The sequence below is a fragment of the Streptomyces sp. NPDC051214 genome (assembly GCF_040682375.1).
GTDB lineage: Bacteria > Actinomycetota > Actinomycetes > Streptomycetales > Streptomycetaceae > Streptomyces.
Genome location: NZ_JBFBAT010000009.1, coordinates 288,290 through 314,538, shown reverse-complemented (window position 1 = coordinate 314,538; position 26,249 = coordinate 288,290). Strand labels below are relative to the sequence as shown.

Annotated in this window: 22 protein-coding genes; 8 read left to right on the top strand and 14 right to left on the bottom strand. The window is 70.9% G+C overall.

All coding sequences use genetic code 11. The annotated features are described in order from the left end of the window. Nucleotides 1–32: 32 nt before the first annotated feature. Entirely contained in the window at nt 33–1,442 is a 1,410-nt protein-coding gene (gene glnA / locus AB0M70_RS25080; RefSeq protein ID WP_365822919.1) for a type I glutamate--ammonia ligase, read from the bottom strand. Between the two features lie 218 nt (nt 1,443–1,660). Between glnA and AB0M70_RS25075 the strand changes: the two genes are divergently transcribed. Continuing rightward, on the top strand, nt 1,661–2,128 hold the full coding sequence (locus AB0M70_RS25075; RefSeq protein WP_365822917.1) for an RDD family protein: 468 nt from the start codon (nt 1,661–1,663) through the stop codon (nt 2,126–2,128). Nucleotides 2,129–2,225: 97 nt separating this feature from the next. On the opposite strand, the gene AB0M70_RS25070 is transcribed toward AB0M70_RS25075, so the two are convergent. The 4 genes from AB0M70_RS25070 to lipB all read right to left on the bottom strand — a co-directional run bounded on the left by AB0M70_RS25070 (nt 2,226) and on the right by lipB (nt 5,370). Continuing rightward, nucleotides 2,226–2,927: a DUF4191 domain-containing protein gene (locus AB0M70_RS25070; RefSeq protein WP_363208336.1), complete on the bottom strand. Its 702-nt coding sequence runs from the start codon at nt 2,925–2,927 to the stop codon at nt 2,226–2,228. A 30-nt stretch (nt 2,928–2,957) separates the two neighbouring features. Continuing rightward, nucleotides 2,958–3,161 carry a hypothetical protein gene (locus tag AB0M70_RS25065; RefSeq protein ID WP_363208335.1) on the bottom strand — a complete coding sequence of 68 codons (204 nt, stop codon included), beginning with the start codon at nt 3,159–3,161 and terminating at the stop codon, nt 2,958–2,960. Between the two features lie 258 nt (nt 3,162–3,419). Beyond that, nucleotides 3,420–4,385, bottom strand: a complete 966-nt coding sequence (locus tag AB0M70_RS25060) for a lipoyl synthase (protein WP_365822915.1) — start codon at nt 4,383–4,385, stop codon at nt 3,420–3,422. Between the two features lie 136 nt (nt 4,386–4,521). Next, nucleotides 4,522–5,370 (bottom strand): lipoyl(octanoyl) transferase LipB, encoded by an 849-nt coding sequence (gene lipB / locus AB0M70_RS25055; RefSeq protein WP_365822913.1) that lies wholly within the window; start codon nt 5,368–5,370, stop codon nt 4,522–4,524. A gap of 220 nt (nt 5,371–5,590) precedes the next feature. Here lipB and AB0M70_RS25050 point away from each other — a divergent pair, with 220 nt between their 5' ends. Then, complete coding sequence (locus AB0M70_RS25050; RefSeq protein ID WP_365822911.1) at nt 5,591–7,036, top strand: regulator; 1,446 nt, start codon at nt 5,591–5,593, stop codon at nt 7,034–7,036. 86 nt (nt 7,037–7,122) lie between these two features. Here AB0M70_RS25050 and AB0M70_RS25045 read toward each other — a convergent pair whose 3' ends face one another. The 3 genes from AB0M70_RS25045 to AB0M70_RS25035 all read right to left on the bottom strand — a co-directional run bounded on the left by AB0M70_RS25045 (nt 7,123) and on the right by AB0M70_RS25035 (nt 11,994). Next, on the bottom strand, nt 7,123–9,267 hold the full coding sequence (locus AB0M70_RS25045; protein WP_365822909.1) for a family 20 glycosylhydrolase: 2,145 nt from the start codon (nt 9,265–9,267) through the stop codon (nt 7,123–7,125). A 243-nt stretch (nt 9,268–9,510) separates the two neighbouring features. Next, nucleotides 9,511–10,851, bottom strand: coding sequence for an NAD(P)/FAD-dependent oxidoreductase (locus AB0M70_RS25040; protein ID WP_365822907.1), 1,341 nt, complete (start codon nt 10,849–10,851; stop codon nt 9,511–9,513). 207 nt (nt 10,852–11,058) lie between these two features. Continuing rightward, nucleotides 11,059–11,994 (bottom strand): TIGR01777 family oxidoreductase, encoded by a 936-nt coding sequence (locus tag AB0M70_RS25035; RefSeq protein WP_365822905.1) that lies wholly within the window; start codon nt 11,992–11,994, stop codon nt 11,059–11,061. Nucleotides 11,995–12,056: 62 nt separating this feature from the next. Here AB0M70_RS25035 and AB0M70_RS25030 point away from each other — a divergent pair, with 62 nt between their 5' ends. Together AB0M70_RS25030 and AB0M70_RS25025 are read left to right on the top strand one after the other, a co-directional pair. Continuing rightward, on the top strand, nt 12,057–12,545 hold the full coding sequence (locus AB0M70_RS25030) for a GNAT family N-acetyltransferase (RefSeq protein WP_365822903.1): 489 nt from the start codon (nt 12,057–12,059) through the stop codon (nt 12,543–12,545). A gap of 94 nt (nt 12,546–12,639) precedes the next feature. After that, nucleotides 12,640–13,785 carry a PP2C family protein-serine/threonine phosphatase gene (locus AB0M70_RS25025; protein WP_365822901.1) on the top strand — a complete coding sequence of 382 codons (1,146 nt, stop codon included), beginning with the start codon at nt 12,640–12,642 and terminating at the stop codon, nt 13,783–13,785. Here the strand turns inward: AB0M70_RS25025 and AB0M70_RS25020 are convergent. Next, a complete protein-coding gene (locus AB0M70_RS25020) occupies nt 13,782–14,447 on the bottom strand; it encodes a TetR family transcriptional regulator (protein WP_365822899.1) in 666 nt (221 codons plus the stop codon). The genes AB0M70_RS25025 and AB0M70_RS25020 overlap by 4 nt on opposite strands. Nucleotides 14,448–14,606: 159 nt before the next feature. Between AB0M70_RS25020 and AB0M70_RS25015 the strand changes: the two genes are divergently transcribed. Next, nucleotides 14,607–15,392, top strand: coding sequence for an SDR family NAD(P)-dependent oxidoreductase (locus AB0M70_RS25015; protein WP_365822897.1), 786 nt, complete (start codon nt 14,607–14,609; stop codon nt 15,390–15,392). Nucleotides 15,393–15,496: 104 nt separating this feature from the next. Continuing rightward, nucleotides 15,497–16,363, top strand: a complete 867-nt coding sequence (locus tag AB0M70_RS25010; protein WP_365822895.1) for a peptidoglycan recognition protein — start codon at nt 15,497–15,499, stop codon at nt 16,361–16,363. A gap of 41 nt (nt 16,364–16,404) precedes the next feature. On the opposite strand, the gene AB0M70_RS25005 is transcribed toward AB0M70_RS25010, so the two are convergent. Then, nucleotides 16,405–16,929 (bottom strand): DUF4240 domain-containing protein, encoded by a 525-nt coding sequence (locus tag AB0M70_RS25005; RefSeq protein WP_365823189.1) that lies wholly within the window; start codon nt 16,927–16,929, stop codon nt 16,405–16,407. A gap of 133 nt (nt 16,930–17,062) precedes the next feature. Between AB0M70_RS25005 and AB0M70_RS25000 the strand changes: the two genes are divergently transcribed. Both AB0M70_RS25000 and AB0M70_RS24995 read left to right on the top strand, forming a co-directional pair. Next, a complete protein-coding gene (locus AB0M70_RS25000; RefSeq protein ID WP_365822893.1) occupies nt 17,063–18,034 on the top strand; it encodes an SDR family oxidoreductase in 972 nt (323 codons plus the stop codon). Nucleotides 18,035–18,071: 37 nt separating this feature from the next. Next, nucleotides 18,072–19,043 carry a YafY family protein gene (locus AB0M70_RS24995; protein WP_365822891.1) on the top strand — a complete coding sequence of 324 codons (972 nt, stop codon included), beginning with the start codon at nt 18,072–18,074 and terminating at the stop codon, nt 19,041–19,043. Nucleotides 19,044–19,108: 65 nt separating this feature from the next. Here AB0M70_RS24995 and aceE read toward each other — a convergent pair whose 3' ends face one another. From aceE to lpdA, 4 genes are all read right to left on the bottom strand, one after another. Further along, entirely contained in the window at nt 19,109–21,805 is a 2,697-nt protein-coding gene (gene aceE / locus AB0M70_RS24990; protein ID WP_365822889.1) for a pyruvate dehydrogenase (acetyl-transferring), homodimeric type, read from the bottom strand. A gap of 289 nt (nt 21,806–22,094) precedes the next feature. Then, a complete protein-coding gene (locus AB0M70_RS24985) occupies nt 22,095–22,718 on the bottom strand; it encodes a GntR family transcriptional regulator (RefSeq protein WP_365822887.1) in 624 nt (207 codons plus the stop codon). Between the two features lie 150 nt (nt 22,719–22,868). Continuing rightward, on the bottom strand, nt 22,869–24,644 hold the full coding sequence (gene sucB / locus AB0M70_RS24980) for a 2-oxoglutarate dehydrogenase, E2 component, dihydrolipoamide succinyltransferase (RefSeq protein WP_365822885.1): 1,776 nt from the start codon (nt 24,642–24,644) through the stop codon (nt 22,869–22,871). 61 nt (nt 24,645–24,705) lie between these two features. After that, nucleotides 24,706–26,094: a dihydrolipoyl dehydrogenase gene (lpdA, locus tag AB0M70_RS24975; protein ID WP_365822883.1), complete on the bottom strand. Its 1,389-nt coding sequence runs from the start codon at nt 26,092–26,094 to the stop codon at nt 24,706–24,708. Nucleotides 26,095–26,249: the final 155 nt, after the last annotated feature.

Below are 26,249 nucleotides of genomic sequence, written 5' to 3'. Positions count from 1 at the left end.
TGCGGCGCCGGGCTCACCCGGCACCGGCCGTTCTAGATGTCGAAATACAGCTCGAACTCGTGCGGGTGCGGCCGCAGCTGGATCGGGGCGATCTCGTTCGTCCGCTTGTAGTCGATCCACGTCTCGATCAGGTCGGACGTGAAGACGCCGCCCGCCTGCAGGTACTCGTTGTCCGCCTCGAGGGCGTCGAGGACCGCGGGGAGGGAGGTCGGGACCTGGGCGACGCCCGCGTGCTCCTCGGGGGCGAGCTCGTAGAGGTCCTTGTCGATCGGCTCCGGCGGCTCGATCTTGTTCTTGACGCCGTCGAGGCCGGCCATCAGGAGCGCCGAGAACGCCAGGTACGGGTTCGAGGACGGGTCCGGCGCGCGGAACTCGACACGCTTGGCCTTCGGGTTCGAGCCCGTGATCGGGATACGCATGGCCGCGGAGCGGTTGCGCTGCGAGTACACCATGTTGACCGGCGCCTCGAAGCCCGGGACCAGGCGGTGGTACGAGTTCACCGTCGGGTTCGTGAAGGCGAGCAGCGACGGGGCGTGCTTGAGGATGCCGCCGATGTAGTAGCGGGCGGTGTCCGAGAGACCGGCGTAGCCCTGCTCGTCGTAGAACAGCGGGTCGCCGTTGGCCCACAGCGACTGGTGGACGTGCATGCCCGAGCCGTTGTCACCGAAGATCGGCTTCGGCATGAAGGTCGCGGTCTTCTGGTTGCGCCAGGCGACGTTCTTCACGATGTACTTGAAGAGCATCAGGTCGTCGGCCGCGGCGAGCAGCGTGTTGAACTTGTAGTTGATCTCCGCCTGGCCGGCGGTGCCGACCTCGTGGTGCTGGCGCTCGACCTGGAGGCCGTTCTTGTCCAGCTCCAGGGAGATCTCCGCGCGGAGATCCGCGAAGTGGTCGACCGGCGGGGCGGGGAAGTAGCCGCCCTTGTAGCGGACCTTGTAGCCACGGTTGTTCTCGACCGCACCGGTGTTCCAGGCGCCGGCCTCGGAGTCGATGTGGTAGAAGCTCTCGTTCGCCGACGTCTGGAAGCGGACGTTGTCGAAGACGTAGAACTCCGCCTCGGGACCGAAGTACGCGGTGTCCGCGATGCCGGTCGACGCGAGGTAGGCCTCGGCCTTCTTGGCGATGTTGCGCGGGTCACGGCTGTACTGCTCGCCCGTGATCGGGTCGTGGATGAAGAAGTTGATGTTGACGGTCTTGTCGCGGCGGAAGGGGTCGACCCGGGCGGTCGACAGGTCCGCGCGCAGCGCCATGTCGGACTCGTGGATGGCCTGGAAGCCGCGGATCGACGACCCGTCGAACGCCAGCTCCTCGTTCGGGTCGAACGCCGCTGCCGGGATCGTGAAGTGCTGCATCACTCCGGGCAGGTCGCAGAACCGGACATCTACGAACTTCACGTCCTCGTCCGCGATGAACTTCTTTGCGTCGTCGGCGTTCTGGAACATCCAACTCCTCCTACTCCCGACCCCCAGGCGGGGACGGGGTTGCAGCTCGTTGTGCGGCCAGTGCGGTGGCACACGCTGGGACCCGACCATAGGGACGGGGGATTTCTCAAGCATGACCCATTTGTTTCGCGGAAGTTAACCGAGGCGGGTTCGCGCCAGGTGTCATTCGCCCTACCCCGCCCGTCCTCGTACGAAATCGGGCGCAGTACCGTGGACGGGTGGACAACAGGCAAGCAATCGGATCGTGGCTCTCCGGCCCTCGTGCGGCGGCAGAGGACGCGGGGGTCGACTTCGGGTACCGGGGCGAGCAGCTCGGCCTGCCGGAGGAGGGGCCGGGATCGATCGCGCGGCCCGGACGGCGCATGGGCGCCATCGTCGTCGACTGGGCCCTGTGCATGCTCATCGCATACGGCCTGTTCGCTCGCGGTGACCAGCAGGCGATGGGCAACTGGGCCCTCGGCATCTTCTTCGTCATGACCGTCCTGACGGTCGGCACGGTCGGCTGCACCCCCGGCAAGGCGCTCTTCCGGCTGCGGGTCATCGCCGAGGGGGGCGGCAGGCTCGGCTTCGTCCGCGTCCTCATCCGCAGCGTGCTGCTCTGCGTCGCCGTCCCGGCCCTGATCTGGGACCGCGACGGCCGAGGCCTCCACGACCGCCTCGGACGCGCCGTCCAGGTACGCATCTGAGCCCGCCCGAACGCGCAGACGGCGAAGGCCCCGGAACCGATCGGTTCCGGGGCCTTCGCCGTACGTAGAGACAGGAGAGGTGGAAAGAGGCGGGCGACTACCGCATCTTCGGGCCACCGCGGGGCATGCGCGCACCCTTGGGCATCGGCCCCTTCGGGAGCGGCATGTTGCTCATCAGGTCGCCCATCGCGCGCAGCCGGTCGTTCGTCGCCGTGACCTGCGGGCCCTGAAGGACGCGGGGCAGCTTCAGAAGCGTCGTACGCAGCTTCTTCAGCGGGACCTGGCCCTCGCCGGTGCCGACGATCACGTCGTGGACCGGGACGTCCGAGACGACACGCGCCATCCGCTTCTTCTCGGCGGCCAGCAGGCTCTTCACCCGGTTCGGGTTGCCCTCGGCGACGAGCACGATGCCCGCCTTGCCGACCGTGCGGTGCACGACGTCCTGGCTGCGGTTCATCGCCACCGCCGGGGTCGTCGTCCAGCCGCGGCCGATCTTGTCGAGCACCGCGGCCGCCGCACCGGGCTGGCCCTCCATCTGCCCGAAGGCGGCACGCTCGGCCCTGCGCCCGAAGACGATCGCCATCGCGAGGAAGGCGAGCACAAAGCCGAGAATGCCGAGATAGATCGGGTGACCGATCAAGAAGCCGATTCCGAGGAAGACACCAAAGGTGACGATTCCCACAGCCGCGATGATGAGACCGATCCGCGGATCGGCCCTGCGGGTCATCTTGTAGGTCTGAGCGATCTGCTTGAGTCGCCCGGGGTTCGCGGCGTCCGCCGCGGTTTCCTTCCTCGCCATGTCGTGAAGTCTACGTGCCCCTGGAGGTGACTACGACGTGCGGGTTGTCATCGCCTCTTCGAGCACACGCAGCGCCTCGGCCCGGTCCTTGGCGCGGCGCCGGTCGTCGAGCACGGACGTCCAGGCGTTGCGGCGAGCGGTGCGCTGACCGCTGCTCATGAGAATCGACTCGACGGCACGCAGCGCGTCGGTGACGGACGGGATGGCGGTGGCGCGTACGGGCGCGGCCTGCATGGTGGGGCCCTCCTGGGCGGCTATGGGTAGGGCTGTACGTGGGGTGATTCCAGGGTCACTGATTGGTGTTACCAGGGCGTGACCGACCGGTCAAACCCGGATGAAGCCTTGACGCGGAACCGCAAAACACTGACGCGGCCTCTACGGTCCCCCTCACCTGCGGGGACCGTAGAGGCCGCGTCATCTCGGCCACTACTCGCCAGTAGTCACTTGTGCGCCGATTCACACAGTCGCCCGCTGCCCGGGGCGGCGCAGGGATCACACCGCCTGCGAGGCCACGTACGCCCCACGCTTCTCGATCGCCATCTGGTAGAGACGGCCCGCGCGGTACGAGGAGCGGACCAGCGGTCCCGACATGACGCCGGAGAAGCCGATCTCCTCGGCCTCCTCCTTCAGCTCCACGAACTCCTGCGGCTTGGCCCAGCGCTCCACGGGGTGGTGGCGCGGCGTCGGGCGCAGGTACTGCGTGATCGTGATGAGCTCGCAGCCCGCTTCGTGCAGCGCGTGCAGCGCCTCGCTGATCTCCGCGCGCTCCTCGCCCATGCCCAGGATGAGGTTCGACTTGGTGACCAGGCCGGCCTCACGGGCGCGGGTGATGACCTCGAGCGAGCGCTCGAAGCGGAAGCCGGGGCGGATCCGCTTGAAGATGCGCGGCACCGTCTCCACGTTGTGCCCGAGGACCTCGGGGCGCGAGGAGAAGACCTCGGCCAGCTGGTCGGGGTCGGCATTGAAGTCGGGGATGAGCAGCTCGACCTTGGTCTTGCCCTCGGCCCGCTCGGCCGTCATCGCGTGGATCTGGCGCACGGTCTCCGCGTACAGCCAGGCGCCGCCGTCGTCCAGGTCGTCGCGGGCGACGCCGGTGATCGTGGCGTAGTTCAGGTCCATCGTGACGACGGACTCACCGACGCGGCGCGGCTCGTCGCGGTCGAGGGCCTGCGGCTTGCCCGTGTCGATCTGGCAGAAGTCGCAGCGCCGGGTGCACTGGTCGCCGCCGATGAGGAAGGTGGCCTCGCGGTCTTCCCAGCACTCGTAGATGTTGGGACAGCCCGCCTCCTGGCAGACCGTGTGCAGGCCCTCGCTCTTCACGAGGTTCTGCATCTTGGTGTACTCGGGGCCCATTTTCGCCCGGGTCTTGATCCACTCGGGCTTGCGCTCGATCGGGGTCTGGGCGTTCCGGACCTCGAGGCGCAGCATCTTGCGTCCGTCCGGTGCGACTGCGGACACATCGGCTCCCTGTAGCTTCGATTCTTCGGCGCACACCAGGGTACGCCCGTGATGTCATTGGGCTGACGTCCGGCCAACCTCCGGCCGACGGGGTGCATTCCCCGAAGCTCCCGGCAGGCCCGGCCGTACCGGGTTTCTAGGCGGTCGCCTTCTCGGTTTCCGGGCTCTCAACCGTCTGCCCGGCGGTCTGCTCGGCGGTCCTCTCCACGGTCCGCGGCTTGAGCTCCGCGTTCTCGAGGATGTCCCGCAGGTGCTTCTCGGCGACGGGCAGGATCTCGGCGATCGTGACCTCGCGGCCCAGCTCGTACGAGAGGGACGTCACGCCGGCGTCGCGGATGCCGCACGGGATGATCTTGTCGAACCAGGTGTTGTCCGGGTTCACGTTCAGCGCGAAGCCGTGCATCGTCACGCCCTTGGCGACGCGGATGCCGATGGCCGCGATCTTGCGGTCCTCGCGGCGCTGGCCCGCGTTGGAAGGGGCGTACTCCGGACCGTTGAACCGGGCGTCGAACTCGTCGTCCTGCGTCCGGGGGTCGAGGTCAAGGGTCAGACCGCCCAGCGCCGGACGCTCGTGCACGGGGTCACCGAGGACCCACACGCCGCTGCGGCCCTCCACGCGGGACGTCTCCAGGCCGAATTCCGCACACGTACGGATAAGCGCCTCTTCCAGACGGCGCACATGTGCTACGACGTCCACCGGGCGCGGCAGCTTCTGGATCGGGTAGCCCACGAGCTGTCCGGGGCCGTGCCAGGTGATCTTGCCGCCGCGGTCCACGTCGATGACGGGGGTGCCGTCCAGCGGGCGCTCGCTGTCCTGCGTGCGGCGGCCCGCGGTGTAGACCGGCAGGTGCTCGAGCAGCAGACACGTGTCGGGCAGTTCGTCGGCGAAGCGGGCGGCGTGCACGCGGCGCTGCTCGTCCCAGGCCTCTTGGTACTCGACCGAATCCGGGCCGAAGCCCATCCGGACGAACCGAAACTCACTCACGGCAAGTGCCTCCCTAGAACCTGCACCGTGCACATATCGCGCCCCCAGCCACTGTACGGGCAGCGGATTCTCGTCAGTCGTCCGGTCAATCCTCACACGATCGGATGAATGCGGGTCGAAGGCCGCGATGAGGGCAGTGGGGGCCGCTACATTCACGCCGTTCACAGAGCCATAAGGGCTGCTCAAGGCAACGCCCGAAAGGCAGGAGACCGCACAGCTGATGACGGAACGACCTCCGCAGCGCACCCCCAACCGCCAGCTAGCCGCGCTCATCTCAGAAGCCGGGTTCTCCAATGCGGGGCTCGCGCGCCGCGTCGATCAGCTGGGCCTCGAGCACGGTCTCGACCTGCGGTACGACAAGACCTCGGTGACCCGCTGGCTGCGCGGGCAGCAGCCGCGCGGCACCACCCCCGCCCTGATCGCCGAGGTCTTCACCCGGCGGTTAGGCCGCCGCCTCTCCGCGCAGGATCTGGGTCTCGACGCCTGCGCGCCGGTGTACGCCGGGCTTGAGTTCGCGGCGAGCCCCGAGGAGGCGATCGACATCGTCGGCGGCCTCTGGCGCAAGGACTCCGGAAGCCATGCCGAACTGCGGAAGATCGCGTTCACCCCGGCGGGCCTCGTCGTCCCCAGCCGGGACTGGCTGATCGGCCGCGCCGACGACCGGGTGAGCCGCGGCGACTACGCGCCGAGCGCCGCCCGCGTCCCCACCCAGGGCCGGCCCGCCATACCGCGCCAGCGCAAGGAACCCGAGCGGGGCGCCGGGGCCAGGGTGACCAGCGGCGACATCTCGGCCCTGCGCTCCGTCGGCGAGCTCTTCCGGGCGCTCGACCACGCGTACGGCGGCGGGCACGCCCGGCAGGCGCTCGTGCGCTATCTGGAGCACGAGGCCGAGCCCATGCTGCGCGGCACGTACGGCGAACAGGCCGGGCGGCGGCTCTTCGCGGCCGCCGCCGACCTCACCCGCCTCGCGGGCTGGACCTCGTACGACATCGCGGCGCACGGCCTGGCCCAGCGCTACTACGTCCAGGCGCTGCGGCTCTCGCAGGCGGCGGGCGACCGCGCCTACGGCTCGTACGTCCTGGTCACCATGAGCCGCCAGGCCGTCTACCTGGGGCACGGCAGAGAGGCCGTACAGCTGGCCCGGGTGGCCCAGCAGGGCGTCGGGTCATCGGCGCCGCCCGTCGTACAGGCCCTGCTGCACGCGGTCGAGGCGCGGGGGCACGGGGTGCTCGGCGAGGTGCGGGCGTGCACGGCGTCGATGGTGCGGGCCGAGCGCGCACTGGAGACGTCGCGGCCGGGCGACGAGGTCCCCTACTGGGCGCGGTTCTTCGACGAGGCGCAGCTCGCGGACGAGTTCGGGCACTGTCACCGGGACCTCCAGCAGTACCGCGTGGCCGCCCAGCACGCGGAGCGCTCGCTCCAGCTGCGCGCCCCCGGGTACGCCCGCAGCCGCCTGTTCTGCCGGGTCGTGCTCGCTTCCTCGCGGCTGGCCCTCGGTGAGCTGGAGCAGGCCTGCCAGCTGGGCGCGGAGGCGGCCCAGGCGGCGGGCGAGATGCGGTCGGTGCGTGCCGTCGAGTACGTACGCGACTTCGAGCGGCGGCTCGAGCCGTACCGCGACGCCGCGGCGGTGCGGGGGTATCGCGACCGGGTGTCGGCGCTGGGCTGACATCCGAGGGTGGTGTGTAAGGGGCGGGCCTGCGCAGGCCCGCCCCTTACCCATGTGCGGGATGTGCACCTGTGCGGAACCGGGGCTCAGCGCAGGCGTGCGACCTCCTTGGGGGACAACGCCTCATCCCACGTGATGAGTTCGTCGAGGTCGCCGCGCAGACTCGCCTTCTCCGTGCCGATGGACCGCAGCGGCAAGGGGATCGACGCGTCGACGGACCCGACCCGCTTGCCGTCGGCGTACAGGGTGGTGTGTCCCGGCGTCGTCACCCACGTCAGCCGCGTCCAGCGGTCGAGCGGCAGCGTGTGGTCGAAGCTGAAGTCGGCCGCTCCGTAGCGCGTGAAGCCGACCTTTCCGGTGCCGTGCTGCATCAGCTTCAGCGCGCCCGCCTTGGAGCTGAGAAGGACCTGGTCCCCGGTCCTGGCCGTCGGGCGGACCTGCACCGACACGGTCCACGGCTCGGCGACGTCGAGACCGCCGAAGCCCACGCCGTCCCGGTCGGAGTCGAAGCGCCAGGCCTGGCCGCGCACGCCCCGCACCGGGGTGGGGTTGTTGATGATGTACGAGGTGCCGGGGAGGGAGCCCGCCACGTCCTGGGCGAGGATCGTGTTGCCGGGGCTGCCCGCGTACGTCCAGCCTCTGGGGTAAGTGGCGTCGTCGAACGTCCAGTGGTGGCTCGGCCGGCCCTCCACCCTTGGTGGCACCGGGGCGGGCGTCGTGTCCGGGGGGTCGCCGATGCGGGCGGCTCGGGCCCGGAAGTCGGCGAGTGTGTCCGGCGTCGCGGACTTGTTCCAGGTGCGGTCGGCGAGGATCGCGCGGGCGCCCGCCATGCTCTGCTCGAAGTAGCCGTCGTCGGCCCAGAAGTTGTAGTCGGCCCAGTTGGTGACGCCGGAGCCGAGCATGTCGGGGTCGGTGTTCGGCGCCCAGCTGTCGTACATCCAGGGCTCGTCCGGATACAGGTGGTGGTAGTTGTTCGGGGTGTCGTAGAACGGGCCGATGGCGATCTCGTCGTGGCCGGGGATCGCGGGCTCGGCGTCCGTGCCCTCCCAGGTGAGGAAGACGACCGGGGCGTGCACCTGCTGCCGGGGCGCGTCGAGGTGCTCGGAGCCGTTGTATACGGCCGTGCGCTTGCCGTGCGAGGTGACGACGTCGTCAAGGGTGTTGATGTAGCGGTTCAGGAGGTCGCCGAGCGTGTCCACGTCCGGGCTCTCGGCCAGGTGACTCTGCACGCGCGGGCACTGGGCGAGCTGCCCGGGGACCTCCTCGGCGCCGATCGAGAACAGCGGCGCGTCGAACCAGCCCGCGAACTCGTCCACGATCTCCTTGGACTTCGCGATGGCCTTGTCGCTGGTCATGTCGATGATCCAGTCGGGCGTGAGGTGCGCGTGCGTGTGCGCGCCGGTGCACGCGCCGGGCCCGGACCCGAAGCCGATGCCGAAGGCGTCGCTGATCACGGTGGCGTGGCCGGGGAGTTCGAGGCCGGGCATCAACTGGACGTGGTGGCGGGCCGCGAAGCTCTTCAGGTGTTCGATGTCGGCGCGGCTGTAGCTGTGGTCGGGGTCGGCGAGGCCCGGGAACTTCGGGCTGTAGAGGCGGAATCCCTCGGACTCGGAGAGGTGCAGGAAGAGGGTGTTGAGCTTCTGGTCGCCCATCCTGCGGATCAGGTTCTCCAGGTAGGAGATCTTCCAGTACTTGCGTCCCGCGTCGAGGTGGACCATGCGCACGGCCTGCGCGGGGCGGTCGGTGGAGCGGGCGCGGGGGACGGCGCGGTGATCGTCGGCCGTGGAGCGCAGGAGTTGGAGGAGCGTGCGGGTGCCGTAGTAGAGGCCGTGCGTGGACGCGGCTTCGATGCGGATCGGGCCCGCGCTGTCGAAGCCGTAGCCCTCGGCTCCGAGGCCGCCCTTGGTGGTGAGGTTGAGCGTGATGTCGCCCGCGGCCGGTCGGCCCGTGTGGGCGATCCGGGGCGTGAGGCCGGTGACCTGCTTGATCTCCGTACGGAGCTGGTCGGCGAGCTTGCGTACGGACTGGCGTGCGGGGCCCGGGAATTCGGCGCGGCCCGAGGGGAGCGCCGTGGTGGATGCGGCGCGCGGGTCGATCAGGATGCGGGTGCGTTCGGTGAGCTTCGTACGGCCGTCGAGCGCGGTCCAGTCGGTGGGGCGGGGGACGACGGAGGGTACGCCGGTCCCTTCGGGCCGTGCGTTTTCTGCGCTGGCTGCTGTGGCGGTCGGCAACGATAGACCTCCCATGAATAGGCCGAGGATGAGTGATATCACCGGGATGGTGCGACGCACGTGAGTCCTCCCGCGGCTTGGCGATCCGGTGGGACCGTAGCCGTGGGGTACCGGTGTGGCAAGGGAAGTTGCAGGGGTGGGTGAGGTTCGGTGAGGAGCATTGGGAGGGGCGTATGAGAAAGGGGGAAGCCCCCGCGTGGGGGCGCGAGGGCTTCCAAGGGTGACCCAGAGGTCGGATGGCTGTCAGGCCGCCATCGGTAGGTGCCCCGCGCCCTGGGCGGGGTCCACGCCGAGGTCCACGAGTGCGGCCCGCGCCGCGCGGCGGCCCGAGTACAGGGCGCCCTGCACCGTGCTGGTGTCACGGTGATCGCCGCACACGTAGAGCCCCGAGAGCAGTCGCACCGGGCGGCGCAGATCGTGCGGCGGCGGCATCGCGGGCACCGCCTCGCGGGTGTGATGGACGGCAAGGGATTCCCAGCGGGCCGTCGACGTGCCGTACAGCTCGGCGAGATGGGCCAGGACGGCGCGCTCGTCCGGCGGCGGGCCGAGGACCGTCGACGAGACGAGCGTCCTGCCCGCGGGCGCGCGCGAGGGGTCGACGTGGCTGACGACGGCCGTGTGCGCGACGGGGCCGGAGCGGTCTGCGTCGAGCAGCAGCGCGGGTTCGGCGAGCGGCGGCTCGGGCGCCGCGTGGTGCAGCACCGTCACCTGGTGGAAGGACGGCACGCGCAGGCCGGGCAGCAGGGCGGCCGCCGCTCGGGCATCGGTGGCCAACAGGACCGCGCGGCAGCGCACCTCACCGTGTTCGGCGGTGGTGACGGAAGTCGTGGAGACGCCCGTGACGCGTACGCCGGTGCGGACCGTCCCCGACGGCAGTGCGGCCGCCAGGAGCTCGGGCAGCACTTCGGCGCCGCCCTCGGGGAGGCACAGGCGGCCGCGCGCGAAGGAGTGCAGGGCGAGGTCGGCGCAGCGGCTCGACGTCGTCAGGTCCGGGTCGCAGAGCAGCGCCGAGAGCAGCGGGCGCAGGAAGCCGGTGACGGTGCGCGCGGGCAGGCCACGGGCGAAGAGGGCCTGCGAGGCGGGGAGTTCGGGGCGGGCGAGCAGACGTTTCGGGTCCGTCGCCGCGAGCCTGGCCAGTGCGGCGCCGAGCCTGGCCTGGTCGAGCGCGCCGCCGAGAGGGGCGGCGCGGGGCGTGGTCCGTGCGGTGCGCGGACCCCTGGGGGCGCTTGCGAGGGCGCGTGCGGCGGTGAGTGCGCCCCTTGCGCGCCGGGGGCTCGTGGGCTCGACGGCGCGGTGGTGCCGGCCGTCGCTGTGGACCAGGACGCCGGGCACGAAGGGCCGCAGCACGAGGGCGTCGAGCCCCGGCGTGTGACGCAACTCGGGGTAGGACGTGGTGAGCAACTGCCCGATCCTGTCGAGCCGGAACCCGTCGACCTTCTCCGTCGACATGCGCCCGCCGACGTAAGGGGCGGCTTCCAGGACGACGGTCGTTACACCAGCACTGGTCAGCTGATGGGCGGCCGCCAGGCCGGCGACCCCGGCTCCCACGATGACGACATCCGCATGGTGCGCAGGCTCTGGCACGTGCCCCTCCCCGAGGTTGCGCGGCTGCTGGGGACGTCATGCCCTCAACAGGGCTTCGGAATCACCGAGTTCCGCATGAGGGTAGGAGCACGAACGGCCGGGGGCAGTCGCGCATCGACCGGGCACGGTCGCACGCCGGGCGCGCGGCGTGCAGCGCGGCGGGAGCGCGACGGCCGGGGGGAACAACCTGCAGTGGGGGCAGGCCCTTTACCGCAGCGCCGCGCGGAGGGTCTCCTCGATGCCCGGGAACGCGAACGAGAAGCCCGACTCCAGGAGCCGGGTCGGCAGCACCCGCTGGCTGCCGAGCACGTCACCTGCCATCTCGCCGAGCACGACGCGCAGCGCGGGCGCGGGCGCCGCGAAGAGCGTGGGCCGGCGCAGCACCCGGCCCATCGCGGCCGTCACCTCGCGGTTGGTCAGCGGGTCGGGCGCCGTCAGATTGACCGGGCCCGCGAGCGACTCCGTGTCGAGCAGGTGGCGCAGCGCGGCCACCGCGTCGTGCAGCGAGATGTAGCTCCAGTACTGCCTGCCGTCGCCGAGCCGCCCGCCGAGCCCCGCCTTGAACAGCGGGAACATGCGCTGCCAGGCCCCGCCCTCGCGCGCCACCACCAGTCCGTTGCGCGCGAAGACCGTGCGGATGCCCGCCGTGTGCGCCGCGGCGGCCGCGCCCTCCCACTCCACGCACAGGGACGGCAGGAAGCCCTCTCCGGAGGGGGCACTCTCGTCGACCGCACGCTGACCGGTGTCTCCGTAGTAGCCGATCGCACTCGCGCACAGGAACACCCGGGGCGGCTCGTCGAGGGAGGCCGCCGCCTCGGCGAGCGTCGTGGTGCCGAGCACCCTGCTGTCGCGGAGCTCCTGCTTGTAGGCGTCCGTCCAGCGGCGGTCACCGATCCCGGCTCCCGCCAGGTTGACCACCGCGTCGCAGCCCGCGAGCTCCGCCGTGTCGACGTACCCCTTCTTGGGGTCCCAGCGCACCTCCTGCTGCGTACGAGGCGCCCGGCGCACCAGTCGCACCACTTCGTGGCCGTCGTCGGCGAGGGCGCGTGTCAGCGCCGTTCCGATGAGGCCGGACGCACCGGCCACGGCGATACGTGACCGCCGCGAGGACGGGGCTGACTGCTCGGGATCGGTGGGTGCCATGAAGCCATCCTGCCCCGGAAACCCACGCGGAGGCGTCATGCGGCCGTCGTACAGTGACGCCCATGCAGGACATGCTCATACGTACCGCTCTGCCGGACGACGAAGAAGCCCTCGGCCGCATCGACCGCGACACCTGGTCCACCCTGCACGCGGTACAGCCTGCCCCGCAGCTTCCGTACCCGCCGTTCTTCAGCGAACGCTTCGGGCCGCACGACCACCTGGTCGCCGAGCTGAACGGCGTGGTCGTCGGCTACATACGGCTCGGATATCCCACCTCCGTCCTGGCCAACGCCCACGTGCGGCAGATCCTGGGCTTCGCCGTCGCGGACGAGGCGCGCGGCAAGGGAGTGGGCCGCCGTCTGGTCAGGGCCGCGGTGGAGGAGGCCCGCCGGCAGGGCGCGCGGCGCATCACGCTGCGGGTGCTCGGCCACAACATTCCGGCCCGGACGCTCTACGCCTCCGAGGGCTTCGTGATCGAGGGGGTGCTGCCGGGTGAGTTCTTCCTCGACGGCGTGTACGTGGACGACGTGCTGATGGGGCGCGTGCTCTGACACTCCCGGGAGCTGCCACCCGACGGACCGGCCCGGCGTGCGGCGGGCACGCGCGCGTAGGAGCGTGGAATGGCCGACCGGAAGGAGCGAACCGATGTTCAGGGTCGCTGCTGCCAGTCGGCGGGACCGGGACGAGCCCGGCTGGCTGCGCGGTGCGCCGCCGCCCACCTGGGTGCGCTGGCCTCCGCCCGTGCTCCTGGTCGTGACCTGCGTCATCCAGCTCTCCACTCCGGAGACGGTCGATCTCAGCTTCCTGCTCGCCGCCGTGCCCCCGCTGGCCGCGCTGTCGTACGGCGCCTCCGTGACGGCCCTCTTCGGCGGCACCGTGGTGCTGCTGCTCTACCTGCCGGGCTTCGGGCTCGGCCGCCCCGGGGACAGCGATGTGCTGACGGTCGCCTTCGTGGCGCTGCTGAGCATCGTGTTCGCCTGGGTGCGCAGCCGCCGTGACACCCAGCTCGTCACCGTCCGCACCGTCGCGGAGGCCGCCCAGTTCGCCGTCCTGCCGCCGCTGCCGGAACGCGTGGGGCCGGTGCGCTGCGCGGGCCTGTACCGCGCGGCCCAGGGCGGGACGCTGGTCGGCGGTGATCTCTTCGACGTGCGCAAGGGGCCCAGTGGCGTACGGGCGCTGGTGGGCGATGTGCAGGGACACGGTCTCGCGGCCGTCGGCACGGTCGCCGCGCTGCTCGGCGCCTTCCGGGAGGCGGTGCTCGACCAGCCCGACCTGGAGGGGGTCGCCGCCCGGCTCGACCGGCGGCTCGTGGTCGACTCCGAGGAGGCCGAGCACGCCGAACTCTTCGCCACCGCCGTGCTCCTCGAATTCCGGGGCGACGCGGCCGAGCTGCGGGTCGTCTCCTGCGGTCACCCGCCGCCGCTGCTGCTGCGGGGCGGGTCCGTCCAGGAGCTCGCCGTGGCTCCGGGCGCTCCGCTGGGCCTGGGGATCGCGGGAGTCGCCCCGCCCGAAGAGGTGACCGTGGGCCTGCGGCCCGGCGACCGGCTGCTCGTGGTGACCGACGGGGTGACCGAGGCGCGGGACGGGTCCGGCGCCTTCTATCCGCTGACCGAACGCCTTCCGGGGCTCTGCGCCGACCTGGGGGACGACCCGGCGGCGATGACGTCCGCGGTCTGGAAGGACCTGGTCCGGTTCTCCGGCGGGGTCGGGGACGACGTGGCCCTGCTGGCGTTCTCGTTGGACCTGGGGCCGGACGGGCGGCCGAGCCCGCGGGTGGTCCCGGAGCCTTAGCGGGGGGCCAGGAGCCGCAGTCCGCCCGTCAGTTCGCGCAGGCAGCGCACCGCGAGGACGGCGGGGGAGCCGGGCCCCACGGCCGGTGCGTCCCCCGCGGCCCAGGTCTCCAGGGCCAGGCGGATGGCGTCGGTGGCGGCCGCGGCGGCCAGGCGTACGTCCAGTTCGTCGGCGTCGTCCCCGGCCAGCCGGGCGAGCACGGGCACGAGCTGCTCCTCGGACTCCTGGTTCACGCGGTACCAGACGGCGCGCAGGGCCGGGTCGTCCTGCGCCGCGCGCAGCAGGCCGCGGGTCCACTCCAGGGCCTCGGCCGCGTGGTCGTCCGCCGCGGTCAGCGCGTCCGCGATCGACTGCTCCAGGGCCGTCGGCACCCCGGAGGCCGGGTCGAGGGCCGCCAGGTGGGCCCGCCACTCGGCGGCGCCGCCCGCGAGGAGCGGGGCGACCGCGTCCTGCTTGTTGCGGAAGTACCGGTAGAAGGTGCGCAGCGCCACGCCCGCCCGGCCCGCGATCTCCTCGGCCGTGGTGCCGTCCGGGCCGCGCTCGGCGAAGAGCTCGGCCGCGGCGCGGGCGATGTCGAGCTGCGTGGCCGCCTTGCGGCGCTCGGTCAGCGACGGCTGGGCCGACGCCGGGGGCTGCGATGACTGCGACGGGTGGATGCTCACCCCCGCAGCCTACGCGCGATCCTCACCCTGATACATGAATTGTCGCCATGGCAAAACGTGCCATGAAGGCGTACATTGAAATCAAGAAGCCAGATCGGGAAGGCCGGAGCCATGGAAGGACCCAGGACCCGGGAGCCCGGAGTTGATCGGAGACATCTCATGAACCGGTACGCAGACCGTCGCGCACTCATCACCGGCGGTGGCTCGGGCATCGGGCAGGCATCCGTCCTGCGCATCCTCGAGGAGGGCGGCAGGGTCGTGGCCGCCGACGTCAGCGAGGCGGGCCTGAAGGACACCGCCGAGAAGGCGGGCGCGGCGGCCGACCGCCTCACCACGCTCGTGGTCGACATCGCGGACGAGACCTCGGTGCGCGAAGGCGTCGCCGCCGCGGTCACCGCGCTCGGCGGCCTGGACGTCCTGGTGAACGCGGCGGGCGTGCTCCGCTCCTCGCACACGCACGAGACCAGCCTGGATGCCTTCGAGCACGTCATCCGGATCAACCTGGTGGGCACGTTCCTGGTGATCCGCGAGGCGATCCCGGCGCTGCTGGCGGGCGAGGACGCCGCCGTCGTCAACTTCAGCTCCACCTCGGCGGTGTTCGCCCACCCGTACATGGCGGCGTACGCGGCGAGCAAGGGCGGCATCCAGTCCATGACGCACGCGCTGGCCAGTGAGTTCGGCAAGCGGGGCATCCGCTTCAATTCCGTCCAGCCCGGCTCCATATCCAGCGGCATGACCGACGGCAGCGGTGCCAGCAGGCAGAGCGTGGGCCCCGGTCTGCCCGAGGACGCCGACATGAGCCTGTTCGTGAAGCTCACCCCGGCCATCGGTCAGGGCTTCGCGGGGCCGGAATCGGTGGCATCGGTCGTGGCGCTGCTCGGCTCGCGGGACGGCAAGTTCATCACCGGCACAGAGGTCCGGGTGGACGGCGGCACCCACTTCTGAGCTTCCCGTGAGTCCCCTCCGGGCTCCTCCTGAGCCCTTCTCCCGTTCACCCGATTGGCCGAGCGCGGATCGCGGGAGCAGGGGGCGGGCCGGACAGTCGGAGCATGCGTGTCTTCCGTGGGTCGTCCGCGGCGCGCGTGCCGGTGGCGGTGCGTGCGGTGCTCGGCTGTGTGCCCGGAGCAGCGGCCGTGGCGCTTCTGCTGCTGTGCGCGTGGTTCGTGGGGCCGGGGGTGTCAGGGGCGTCGGTGCGGGCGGGTGACGGTGCGGTGGCGCTCGCCGGGCTCGGGGAGCGGGCCGGCGTGACCGGGCGGCACTCGGTGATGCCGGCGGCCGCGGCTCCGGTGCGGCGGGAGGCGGACCATCCCGCGGCGCGGCCACGCGTGGTGCCGCGCTCCGAATGGCTGGCCGACGGGGCGGGCGAGACGCCGCCCGCCCGGTACGCCGGCCGGGTCCAGGCGGTGTTCATCCACCACACGGACACCCCGAACAGCTACGACTGCGCCGACGCCGCGCGCACCATCCGTTATCTGCACACCGGTCAGACCGAGGGGAGACAGTGGGACGACATCGGCTACAACTTCCTCGTCGACCGGTGCGGGACCGTCTACGAAGGGCGTGCGGGCGGCATCGAGAGGGCCGTCGTGGGGGCGCACACGCAGGGCTACAACAAGGGGTCGGTCGGGATCGCGGCGATCGGGACGTTCACGGAGGGGACGCCTGTCCCCCAGGCCATGACCGACGCCATGGCCGGGCTGATCGCGTGGAAACTCGGTCTCTCGGGTGTGGACCCGCGCTCCACGGTGCGGCTGGTCTCCACGAACAGCCTCAGCAGGTATCCGGCGGGGGCGGTCGAGGCGTTCAAGGCGGTCTCCGGGCACCGCGACGGCTACACCACCTCCTGCCCGGGCGCCGCACTGACGGCCGCGCTCCCCGCGATCAGGGAGAAGGCCGCACAGCTGCAGGGCCGGTAGGAGGCCAGGGCGCTCAGGAGCAGTCCGGCGCTGGTTTCGGTTCAGTCGGTCTCGGCGAAGCGTTCCCACAGCCTCGGGTAGCGCTCGGCCATCGCCGCCTCGTTCTCGAAGTCGAGCGGCGTCCCCTGCGGCTCCGTGGGGGCGGCGGCGATGCCGAGATCGGGGGTGACCACGCCGGTGAGCTGCTCGTAGGCCTCGTCCGCCGCGTAGCCCAGCTCCTCGCCGTCGCCGTCGATGTCCTCGTCGAAGTCGTCGAGGAGATCCGCCAGCGAGTCCGGGTCGTGCAGGGCTCCCTCGAAGACCTCGCGCCCCTGACCGATCAACCAGCAGCGGAAGTAGTCGAAGGCGTCGTCGCTCGCACCACCGAGGAGGACCCAGGAAGCGCCCCACAGATCCCAGCGGTAGGCACGGTTGTAGCGCGCCTCGAAGTGACGGGCGAAGTCGAGCACCATGTCCGGCTCGAGTTCGAGGAGTTTCTCGGTGAGCAGATCGGCGTGGTCCTCGGGGTCGCCCTCGGCGGCCACGCGGGTGCGGTCCACGATCTCCCAGAACTCCGTCTCGTCCATCACGGGACAAGCATCGGTCCTGAGGGGTGGGTACGCACGCGGAGTGCGGCGGATGCGACTGTCTCGTTATGCGTGCACATGCCCATGGAAAACCCGACAGCAGGTGTCGGCATTGGGTGGCAGCCTCGACATCATGGAGAGCGAAGAGATGGACACCACGCACGCACCCGCGCACCCCCTGACCGGAAAGGTCGCCCTCGTCGCCGGCGCCACCCGCGGCGCGGGCCGGGCCATGGCCGTGGAGCTCGGCCGCGCGGGGGCCACCGTGTACGCGACGGGCCGTACGACCCGGGCACACACCAGCGAGGTCGGACGCACCAAGGAGACCATCGAGGAGACCGCGGAGCTGATCACCGCGGCGGGCCGGGAGGCAGGCGGACCGGGCACCGGCATCGCCGTGCCCACCGATCACGTGGAGCCCGAGCAGGTCGAGGCCCTGGTCGACCGGATCGACCGTGAGCAGGGCCGCCTGGACATCCTGGTCAACGACATCTGGGGCGGCGACGTCCACGTCGAGTGGGACAAGAAGATGTGGGAGCACGACCTCGCCAAGGGGCTGCGGCTGATGCGCCTCGGCATCGAGACCCACATCGTCACCAGCCGGTACGCGCTGCCGCTGCTCATCAAGAACCCCGGCGGCCTGGTCGTCGAGGTCACCGACGGCACCGAGGAGTACAACGGCCCCAACTACCGCAAGCCCTTCTACTACGACCTCGCCAAGTCGGCCCCGCTGCGGATGACGAAGGGCCTGGCAGAGGAGCTCGAGGAGTACGGCTGCACGGCGCTCTGCCTGTCCCCGGGCTGGCTGCGCTCCGAGTTCATGCTCGACACGGCCTTCGGCGTGACCGAGGAGAACTGGCAGGACGGCTGCGCGCAGAACCCGCACTTCGCGATCTCCGAGACCCCGACGTTCGTGGGCCGGGCCCTGGTCGCGCTGGCGTCCGACCCCGCAGTGGCCCGCTGGAACGGGAAGTCCCTCTCCAGCGGCGGTCTCGCCAAGGAGTACGGCTTCACGGACATCGACGGCTCGGCGCCGGATGCCTGGCGCTACATCGCGGAGGTCGAGCAGAAGGGCAAGCCCGCGGACGTCACCGGCTACCGCTAGCCGCCTCCCGCCCACCGGCTGACGGCATCATGGGGGCATGCGCGCTGCACGCCTCATCAAGATGGTGCTTCTGCTCCAGGCCCGCCCCTCCATGACCGCCGCCGAGCTCGCGGGTGAGCTCGAAGTGTCCGAGCGGACCATCACGCGGGACGCCCAGGCCCTCTCGGAGGCGGGCGTTCCGGTCTACGCGGACCGGGGGCGGTCCGGCGGCTACCGCCTCATCGGCGGTTACCGCACCCGCCTCACCGGCCTCGGGCGCAGCGAGGCGGAGGCCCTGTTCCTCTCCGGGGTGCCGGGCGCGCTGCGCGAGATGGGCCTGGAGGACGCGGCGTCGGCGGCCCGCCTGAAGGTGTCGGCGGCGCTGATGCCCTCGCTGCGGGACGCCTCGCAGAACGCGTCGCAGCGGTTCCACCTGGACGCGCCGGGCTGGTTCAAGGAGACACCCGCGCCCGAACTGCTGCCCGCCCTCGCGGACGCGGTGTGGGACGACCGGCGCGTCACCGCCCGCTACCGGCGCCAGGACACCGAAGTGGAAAGGGAGTTGGAGCCCTACGGCCTCGTGCTCAAGGCCGGGGTCTGGTACCTGTGCGCGCGGGTGCCCGACACGGGCTCGTTCCGCGTCTACCGCATCGACCGGTTCACCGCGATCGCCGCCGACGAGGACCGCTTCGTACGCGACGAGGAGTTCGACCTGCCGGGCTTCTGGGAGGAACGGGCCGCGCAGTTCGCGCGGGCGATCCTGCACTCCGAGGTGGTGCTGCGGCTCTCCGAGGCGGGCCTGCGCCAACTCCCGTACGCCACCGACTCCGCGTCCACCCAGGAAGCACTGGAGACCGCCGGCGCCCCCGACGCGGAGGGCTGGGTGACGCTGACCCTCCCCGTGGAGAACGAGACGGTGGCGTACACACAGCTCATGTCCCTGGGCCCGGAGGTGGAGGTCCTGGAGCCGACGACGCTGAGGGAGCGTTTCGCGAGGGCGGCTCAACAGATGGCACTTCGCTACCAGTAACGGGAACGGGCCCCTGCCGAAGAGACAGGGACCCGCACCCGCATCAAGCCGAAAGCCACAGACGGCTACAGACCGTACTTGGCCCGCGCTTCCTTCACCGCCGAAGCCGGCACCTCGCCCCGACGCGCAAGCTGCGCCAGCGACGCCACGACGATCGACTCCGCGTCGATGCCGAAGTGGCGGCGAGCCGCGTCACGCGTGTCGGAGAGGCCGAAGCCGTCCGCACCCAGGGACGAGTAGTCCTGCTCGACCCACTGCGCGATCTGGTCGGGAACCTGCCGCATGTAGTCGGAGACGGCAAGCACGGGACCCTCCGCACCTTCGAGCGCGCTGCGCACGTACGGCGTCCGCTCCTCGCCCCGCAGGATCGCCTCGTCCGCCTCAAGGGCGTCGCGGCGCAGCTCGGTCCAGGAGGTCGCGGACCACACGTCGGCGGCCACACCCCACTCCTCGGCGAGCATCTTCTGTGCGGCGAGGGTCCAGTGGATGGCCGTACCCGAACCGATCAGCTGGATGCGCGAGGCGTTGGCCGCGGGGGAGTGCCCCGCCGTCTCGGCCGTGTTGAAGCGGTACAGACCCTTGACGATGCCCTCGTCGACACCCGCGGGCTTCGCGGGCTGCGGCATCGGCTCGTTGTAGACGGTGAGGTAGTAGAAGACGTTCTGGTCCTCACCGGGGGCCGCGTCGCCGTACATCCGGCGCAGACCGTCCTTGACGATCGCCGCGACCTCGTAGGCGAAAGCCGGGTCGTACGACATGGCGGCAGGGTTCGTCGCGGCGATCACCGGCGAGTGACCGTCCGCGTGCTGCAGACCCTCACCCGTCAGCGTCGTACGCCCTGCGGTGGCGCCGACGAGGAAGCCGCGGCCGAGCTGGTCGCCGAGCTGCCACATCTGGTCGGCCGTGCGCTGCCAGCCGAACATCGAGTAGAAGATGTAGAACGGGATCATGGCTTCGCCGTGCGTCGCGTACGACGTCGACGCGGCGATGAAGTCCGCCATCGATCCGGCCTCGGTGATCCCCTCGTTGAGGATCTGGCCGTCCTTCGCCTCGCGGTAGTACATGAGCTGGTCGCGGTCGACCGGCTCGTACGTCTGGCCCTTGGGCGAGTAGATGCCGAGCGACGGGAACAGCGACTCCATGCCGAAGGTGCGCGCCTCGTCGGGGACGATCGGCACCCAGCGCTTGCCGGTCTCCTTGTCGCGGATCAGGTCCTTGACGAGGCGTACGAAGGCCATGGTCGTCGCGATCGACTGCGAGCCGGAGCCCTTGTCGAACGAGGCGAACGCCTTGTCGGCCGGAGCGGGCAGCGGGGAGAGGGGCTGCGTGCGGCGGGCCGGGGCCGGACCGCCGAGGGCGGCACGGCGCTCCTGGAGGTAGCGGACCTCGGGCGATTCGGCGCCCGGGTGGCCGTAGGGCACCACGCCGTCGACGAACTGGCTGTCCGAGATCGGCAGCTCGAGGAGGTCGCGCATGTCCTTGAACTCGTCCACCGTGAGCTTCTTCATCTGGTGGTTGGCGTTCTTGGACTCGAAGCCCTTGCCCAGCGTGAAGCCCTTGACCGTCTGCGCGAGGATCACGGTCGGCGCACCCTTGTGGGTGAGCGCCGCGCGGTAGGCCGCGTAGACCTTGCGGGCCTCGTGGCCGCCGCGCGAGAGGTGGAAGCACTCGCTGATCTTGTCGTCGCTCAGCAGCTTGCCGAGCTCGACGAGCGCGGGCTCGGAGCCGAAGAAGTGCTCGCGGATGTAGGCGGCGTCGCGCGTCGCGTACGTCTGGAACTGCGCGTCCGGCACCTCGCGCAGGCGGCGGACCAGGGCGCCGTTGGTGTCGAGCTGGAACAGCTCGTCCCAGGCGTTGCCCCACAGGACCTTGATGACGTTCCAGCCGGCACCGCGGAACTGGGCCTCCAGCTCCTGGACCACACGGAAGTTGGCGCGGACCGGGCCGTCGAGGCGCTGCAGGTTGCAGTTGATGACGTACGTGAGGTTGTCGAGACCCTCACGGGCGGCGAGCGCGAGGGCCGCCGTCGACTCGGGCTCGTCCATCTCGCCGTCACCGAGGAACGCCCACACGTGCGAGGGGGAGACGTCCTTGATGTTGCGGTTGGTCAGGTAGCGGTTGAAGCGCGCCTGGTAGATCGCCGACAGCGGGCCGAGGCCCATGGAGACGGTCGGGAACTCCCACAGCCAGGGCAGCCGCCGCGGGTGCGGGTAGGACGGCAGGCCGTTGCCGCCCGCCTCCTGGCGGAAGTTGTCGAGGTGCGCCTCGTTCAGGCGGCCGTCGAGGAAGGCGCGGGCGTAGATGCCGGGCGATGCGTGGCCCTGGATGTAGAGCTGGTCGCCGGAGCCGTCCCCCTCCTTGCCCTTGAAGAAGTGGTTGAAGCCCGTCTCGTACAGCCAGGCGGCGGAGGCGAAGGTGGCGATGTGGCCGCCGACGCCGTGTTTGCTGCCCCGGGTCACCATCGCGGCCGCGTTCCAGCGGTTCCACGCGGCGATGCGCTGCTCCATCGCCTCGTCACCCTCGATCGCCGGCTCGGCGGAGGTGGGGATGGTGTTGACGTAGTCGGTCTCGAGGAGCTTGGGCAGCGCCAGGCCCGCGCCCTCGGCGCGCTCCAGCGTGCGGCGCATCAGGTATGCGGCACGGTGCGGCCCGGCCGCCTGGGTAACGGCGTCCAGGGAGGCCTGCCATTCGGCGGTCTCCTCGGGGTCGCGGTCCGGGAGCTGGTCGAGCTCGCTCGGCTGGATTGCGGAGGGGTCGGTCATGTCGCCGCCTTCCTGAGTCGGAGGGGGTCCCCTGTTTCGGTAAGGGGTGGGGGTGCCCTAGGTCTTTGGCAGGACAGGGCTAGGACTCGGGTGAGAGCCCGTCGGAGACTGTAACTCCGTGATCGATGATCGATCAAAGGGTTGAAGGCGAAAACTCCTTCATATTGAGAAAGTAGGCATCCGGTGCCATTAATGCGGGCACGCGGTGCCTTCGAATGCAAGGATCACCGCAGGTGAGAGCACGTATGAGCGCCCCGGTCACGGATGAGCGCGAGCCCGTGCGCGAAGGTCAGGGACGCGGCGCGCAGCCCAGCACGTGGGCCTTCACCAGCTCGGCGATCGCGGGATCCCGCTGCCGGAAGGCCGTGACGAGGGCCTCGTGCTCCTCCGCGTACGACTGCTGCACCGTCCCGAGCCACCGGATCGAAAGGGCGGTGAAGACCTCGATGCCCAGGCCCTCCCAGGTGTGAAGGAGGACGGAGTTGTTCGCCGCCCGCACCAACTCCCGGTGGAAACCGACCGTGTGCCGCACCTGCGAGGTGCCGTCGGCGGCCCGGTCCGCCTCGTACAGCGCGGCTACGTGGGGTTCGAGGGCCGAGCAGTCCTCGGCCAGGCTCTGGGCCGCCAGTTCGGCGGCGATGGCCTCGAGGCCCGCGCGGACGGGGTAGCTCTCCTCCAGGTCCGCCGCGGTCAAGTTCCGTACGCGTACGCCCTTGTTGGGCGCCGACTCGATGAGCCGCAGCGTTTCCAGCTCCCGCAGCGCCTCGCGTACGGGGGTCTGCGAGACCTCCAGCTCGACGGCGATCCGCCGCTCCACGATCCGCTCGCCCGGCTGCCAGCGCCCGCTGACGATCCCCTCCACGATGTGCTCGCGGATCTGTTCGCGCAGCGAGTGAACGACGGGCGCGGTCATGTGGGCTCCTCCGGCGGGGGCAGCGCCCCAGGGCGTGGTGACCCCTAGACAATACGGCGACGCCCCCGCTCGGAAACCTCCGAACGGGGGCGTACGTGCTGATGAGACGAGTCTTACAGCCCTGGCTCCGTAGAACTACGGACTGGAGGACTACAGGCCGAGCTCGACCTCGAACTCGCCGGCCTCGAGGATCGCCTTGACCGTGGTCAGGTAGCGGGCGGCGTCCGCGCCGTCCACCAGACGGTGGTCGTAGGAGAGCGAGAGGTACGTCATGTCCCGCACCGCGATGGTCTCGCCGAGGTCCGGGTGGTTGATGACGACCGGACGCTTGACCGTGGCACCGATGCCGAGGATGGCGGCCTGGTTCGGCGGCACGATGACCGTGTCGAACAGGGCACCGCGCGAACCGGTGTTGGAGACCGTGAAGGTGGCGCCGGACATGTCGTCCGGGGTGAGGCCACCGCCGCGGGCCTTGCCGGCGAGCTCGGCGGTCTTCTTGGAGATACCGGCGATGTTCAGGTCGCCCGCACCCTTGATGACCGGCGTCATCAGACCCTTCTCGGCGTCAACGGCGATGCCGATGTTCTCCGAGTCGAAGTACGTGATGGTGCCCTCGTCGTCGTTGATCCGGGCGTTGACGACCGGGTGGGCCTTCAGCGCCTGGGCAGCGGCCTTGACGAAGAACGGCATCGGGGAGAGCTTGACGCCCTCACGGGCCGCGAACGCGTCCTTCGCCTTGGCGCGCAGCTTCATCAGCTTCGTGATGTCGACCTCGACGACCGAGGTCAGCTGGGCCTGCGAGTGCAGCGCCTTCATCATGTTGTCGCCGATGACCTTGCGCATGCGGGTCATCTTGACCGTCTGACCGCGCAGCGGGGACGCCTCGAGGGCCGGGGCCTTCGAGGCGGCCGGGGCGGCGGCGGCCGGAGCCGGCGCCGACTTCTTGGCCTCGGCGGCCGCGATGACGTCCTGCTTGCGGATGCGGCCACCGACGCCGGTGCCCTTGACGTCCGACAGGCTCACGCCGTGCTCACCCGCGAGCTTGCGGACCAGCGGCGTGACGTACGCGCCCTCGTCGGCCGGGGAGGCCGGAGCGGCGGGGGCAGCCGGAGCGGCCGCGGCGGGCTGAGCGGGCGCCGGAGCCGGAGCCGCGGGCTGCGCCGGGGCGGCGGGCTGCGCGGGGGCGGCAGGCTGAGCGGGGGCCGGGGCGGGAGCCGGGGCGGCCTCCTGCTTCGGGGCCTCCTGCTTGGGGGCCTCCTGCTGCGCGGGGGCGGCCGGGGCCTCCTCCTTGGCCGGAGCGGGCGCGGCACCGGGAGCACCGATGACGGCGAGCTTGGCGCCGACCTCAGCGGTCTCGTCCTCGCCCACGACGATCTCGAGCAGCACGCCCGCGGCCGGGGAGGGGATCTCGGTGTCGACCTTGTCCGTGGAGACCTCGAGCAGGGGCTCGTCCTCCGCGACCTCCTCGCCGACCTCCTTCAGCCAACGGGTGACGGTGCCCTCGGTGACCGACTCGCCCAGCGCGGGCAGCGTGACGTCGGTGCCGGAGGCGCCACCGGCCGGGGCTGCCGGAGCGGCAGGGGCCTCGGCGGCGGGCGCCGGAGCCGCGGGAGCCTCGGCGGCGGGGGCCGGGGCCTCCTCCTGCGCGGGCTCGGCGGCCGGGGCGGACTCGGCCGCGGGGGCGCCGGAGCCGTCGTCGATGACGGCAAGCTCGGCGCCGACCTCGACGGTCTCGTCCTCGGCGACCTTGATGGAGGCCAGGATGCCCGCGGCAGGGGAGGGAATCTCGGTGTCGACCTTGTCGGTCGAGACCTCGAGCAACGGCTCGTCGGCCTCGACGCGCTCGCCCTCGGCCTTCAGCCAACGGGTGACAGTGCCCTCGGTGACGCTCTCGCCGAGCGCCGGAAGGGATACGGAAACCGCCATGGTTTCGGTTGCTCCTTACGAAATTGCGGAAGTCTGGTCGTCGCGCCCGTGTGACTGAAGATCAGTCGTGGGAGTGGAGAGGCTTGCCCGCGAGGGCCAGGTGAGCCTCGCCCATGGCCTCGTTCTGCGTCGGGTGGGCGTGGATGAGCTGGGCGACCTCGGCCGGCAGCGCTTCCCAGTTGTAGATCAGCTGGGCTTCGCCGACCTGCTCGCCCATGCGGTCGCCGACCATGTGGACGCCGACCACGGCACCGTCCTTGACCTGGACGAGCTTGATCTCGCCCGCGGTCTTGAGGATCTTGCTCTTGCCGTTGCCCGCCAGGCTGTACTTGAGGGCGACGACCTTGTCCGCGCCGTAGATCTCCTTGGCCTTGGCCTCGGTGATGCCCACGGAGGCGACCTCGGGGTGGCAGTACGTCACCTTCGGCACGCCGTCGTAGTCGATCGGGACGGTCTTGAGACCGGCCAGGCGCTCCGCCACCAGGATGCCCTCGGCGAAGCCGACGTGCGCGAGCTGGAGGGTCGGCACCAGGTCGCCCACGGCCGAGATCGTCGGGACGTTGGTCTGCATGTACTCGTCGACCAGGACGTACCCGCGGTCCATCGCGACGCCCTGCTCCTCGTAGCCGAGGCCCTGCGAGACGGGGCCACGGCCGATGGCGACGAGCAGCACCTCGGCGTCGAAGGTCTTGCCGTCGGCGAGGGTCACGCGGACGCCGTCCTGCGTGTACTCGGCCTTCTCGAAGAAGGTGCCGAGGTTGAACTTGATGCCGCGCTTGCGGAACGCGCGCTCAAGAAGCTTCGAGGAGTTCTCGTCCTCGACCGGCACGAGGTGCTTGAGGCCCTCGACGACGGTCACCTCGGAACCGAAGGACTTCCACGCCGAGGCGAACTCGACGCCGATGACGCCGCCGCCCAGGATGATCGCGGACTTCGGCACGCGGTCCAGGGTCAGGGCGTGGTCCGAGGAGATGATGCGGTTGCCGTCGATCTCCAGGCCCGGCAGCGACTTCGGCACGGAGCCGGTCGCGAGCAGCACGTGGCGGCCCTGGACACGCTGTCCGTTCACGTCCACGGAGGTGGGCGACGAGAGCTTGCCCTCGCCCTCGATGTACGTCACCTTGCGCGAGGCGATGAGTCCCTGCAGGCCCTTGTAGAGGCCCGAGATCACGTCGTCCTTGTACTTGTGGACGGCCGCCATGTCGATGCCCTCGAAGGTGGCCTTCACACCGAACTGCTCGGCTTCGCGAGCCTGGTCGGCGATCTCACCGGCGTGCAGCAGCGCCTTCGTCGGGATGCAGCCGTTGTGCAGGCAGGTGCCGCCGACCTTGCCCTTCTCGATCAGGGCGACGTCCAGGCCCAGCTGCGACGCGCGCAGTGCCGCGGCGTAACCGCCGCTACCGCCGCCGAGGATCACTAGGTCGAAAACGGTGCTGGCGTCGTTCGCCACGTCACGTCCTCCATGCATGTGCGCCGTACGCCGGACCCCTTTTCGCGGGGGACGACCGGTCGGTCGGCTGGTATCGGCCGCTCTTGTTTCGGCCCTGTGGTGGGGGCCCTGTCCTGCCGAGAACCCATCTTCGCACTTGTCGGCGGGAGGTGGGA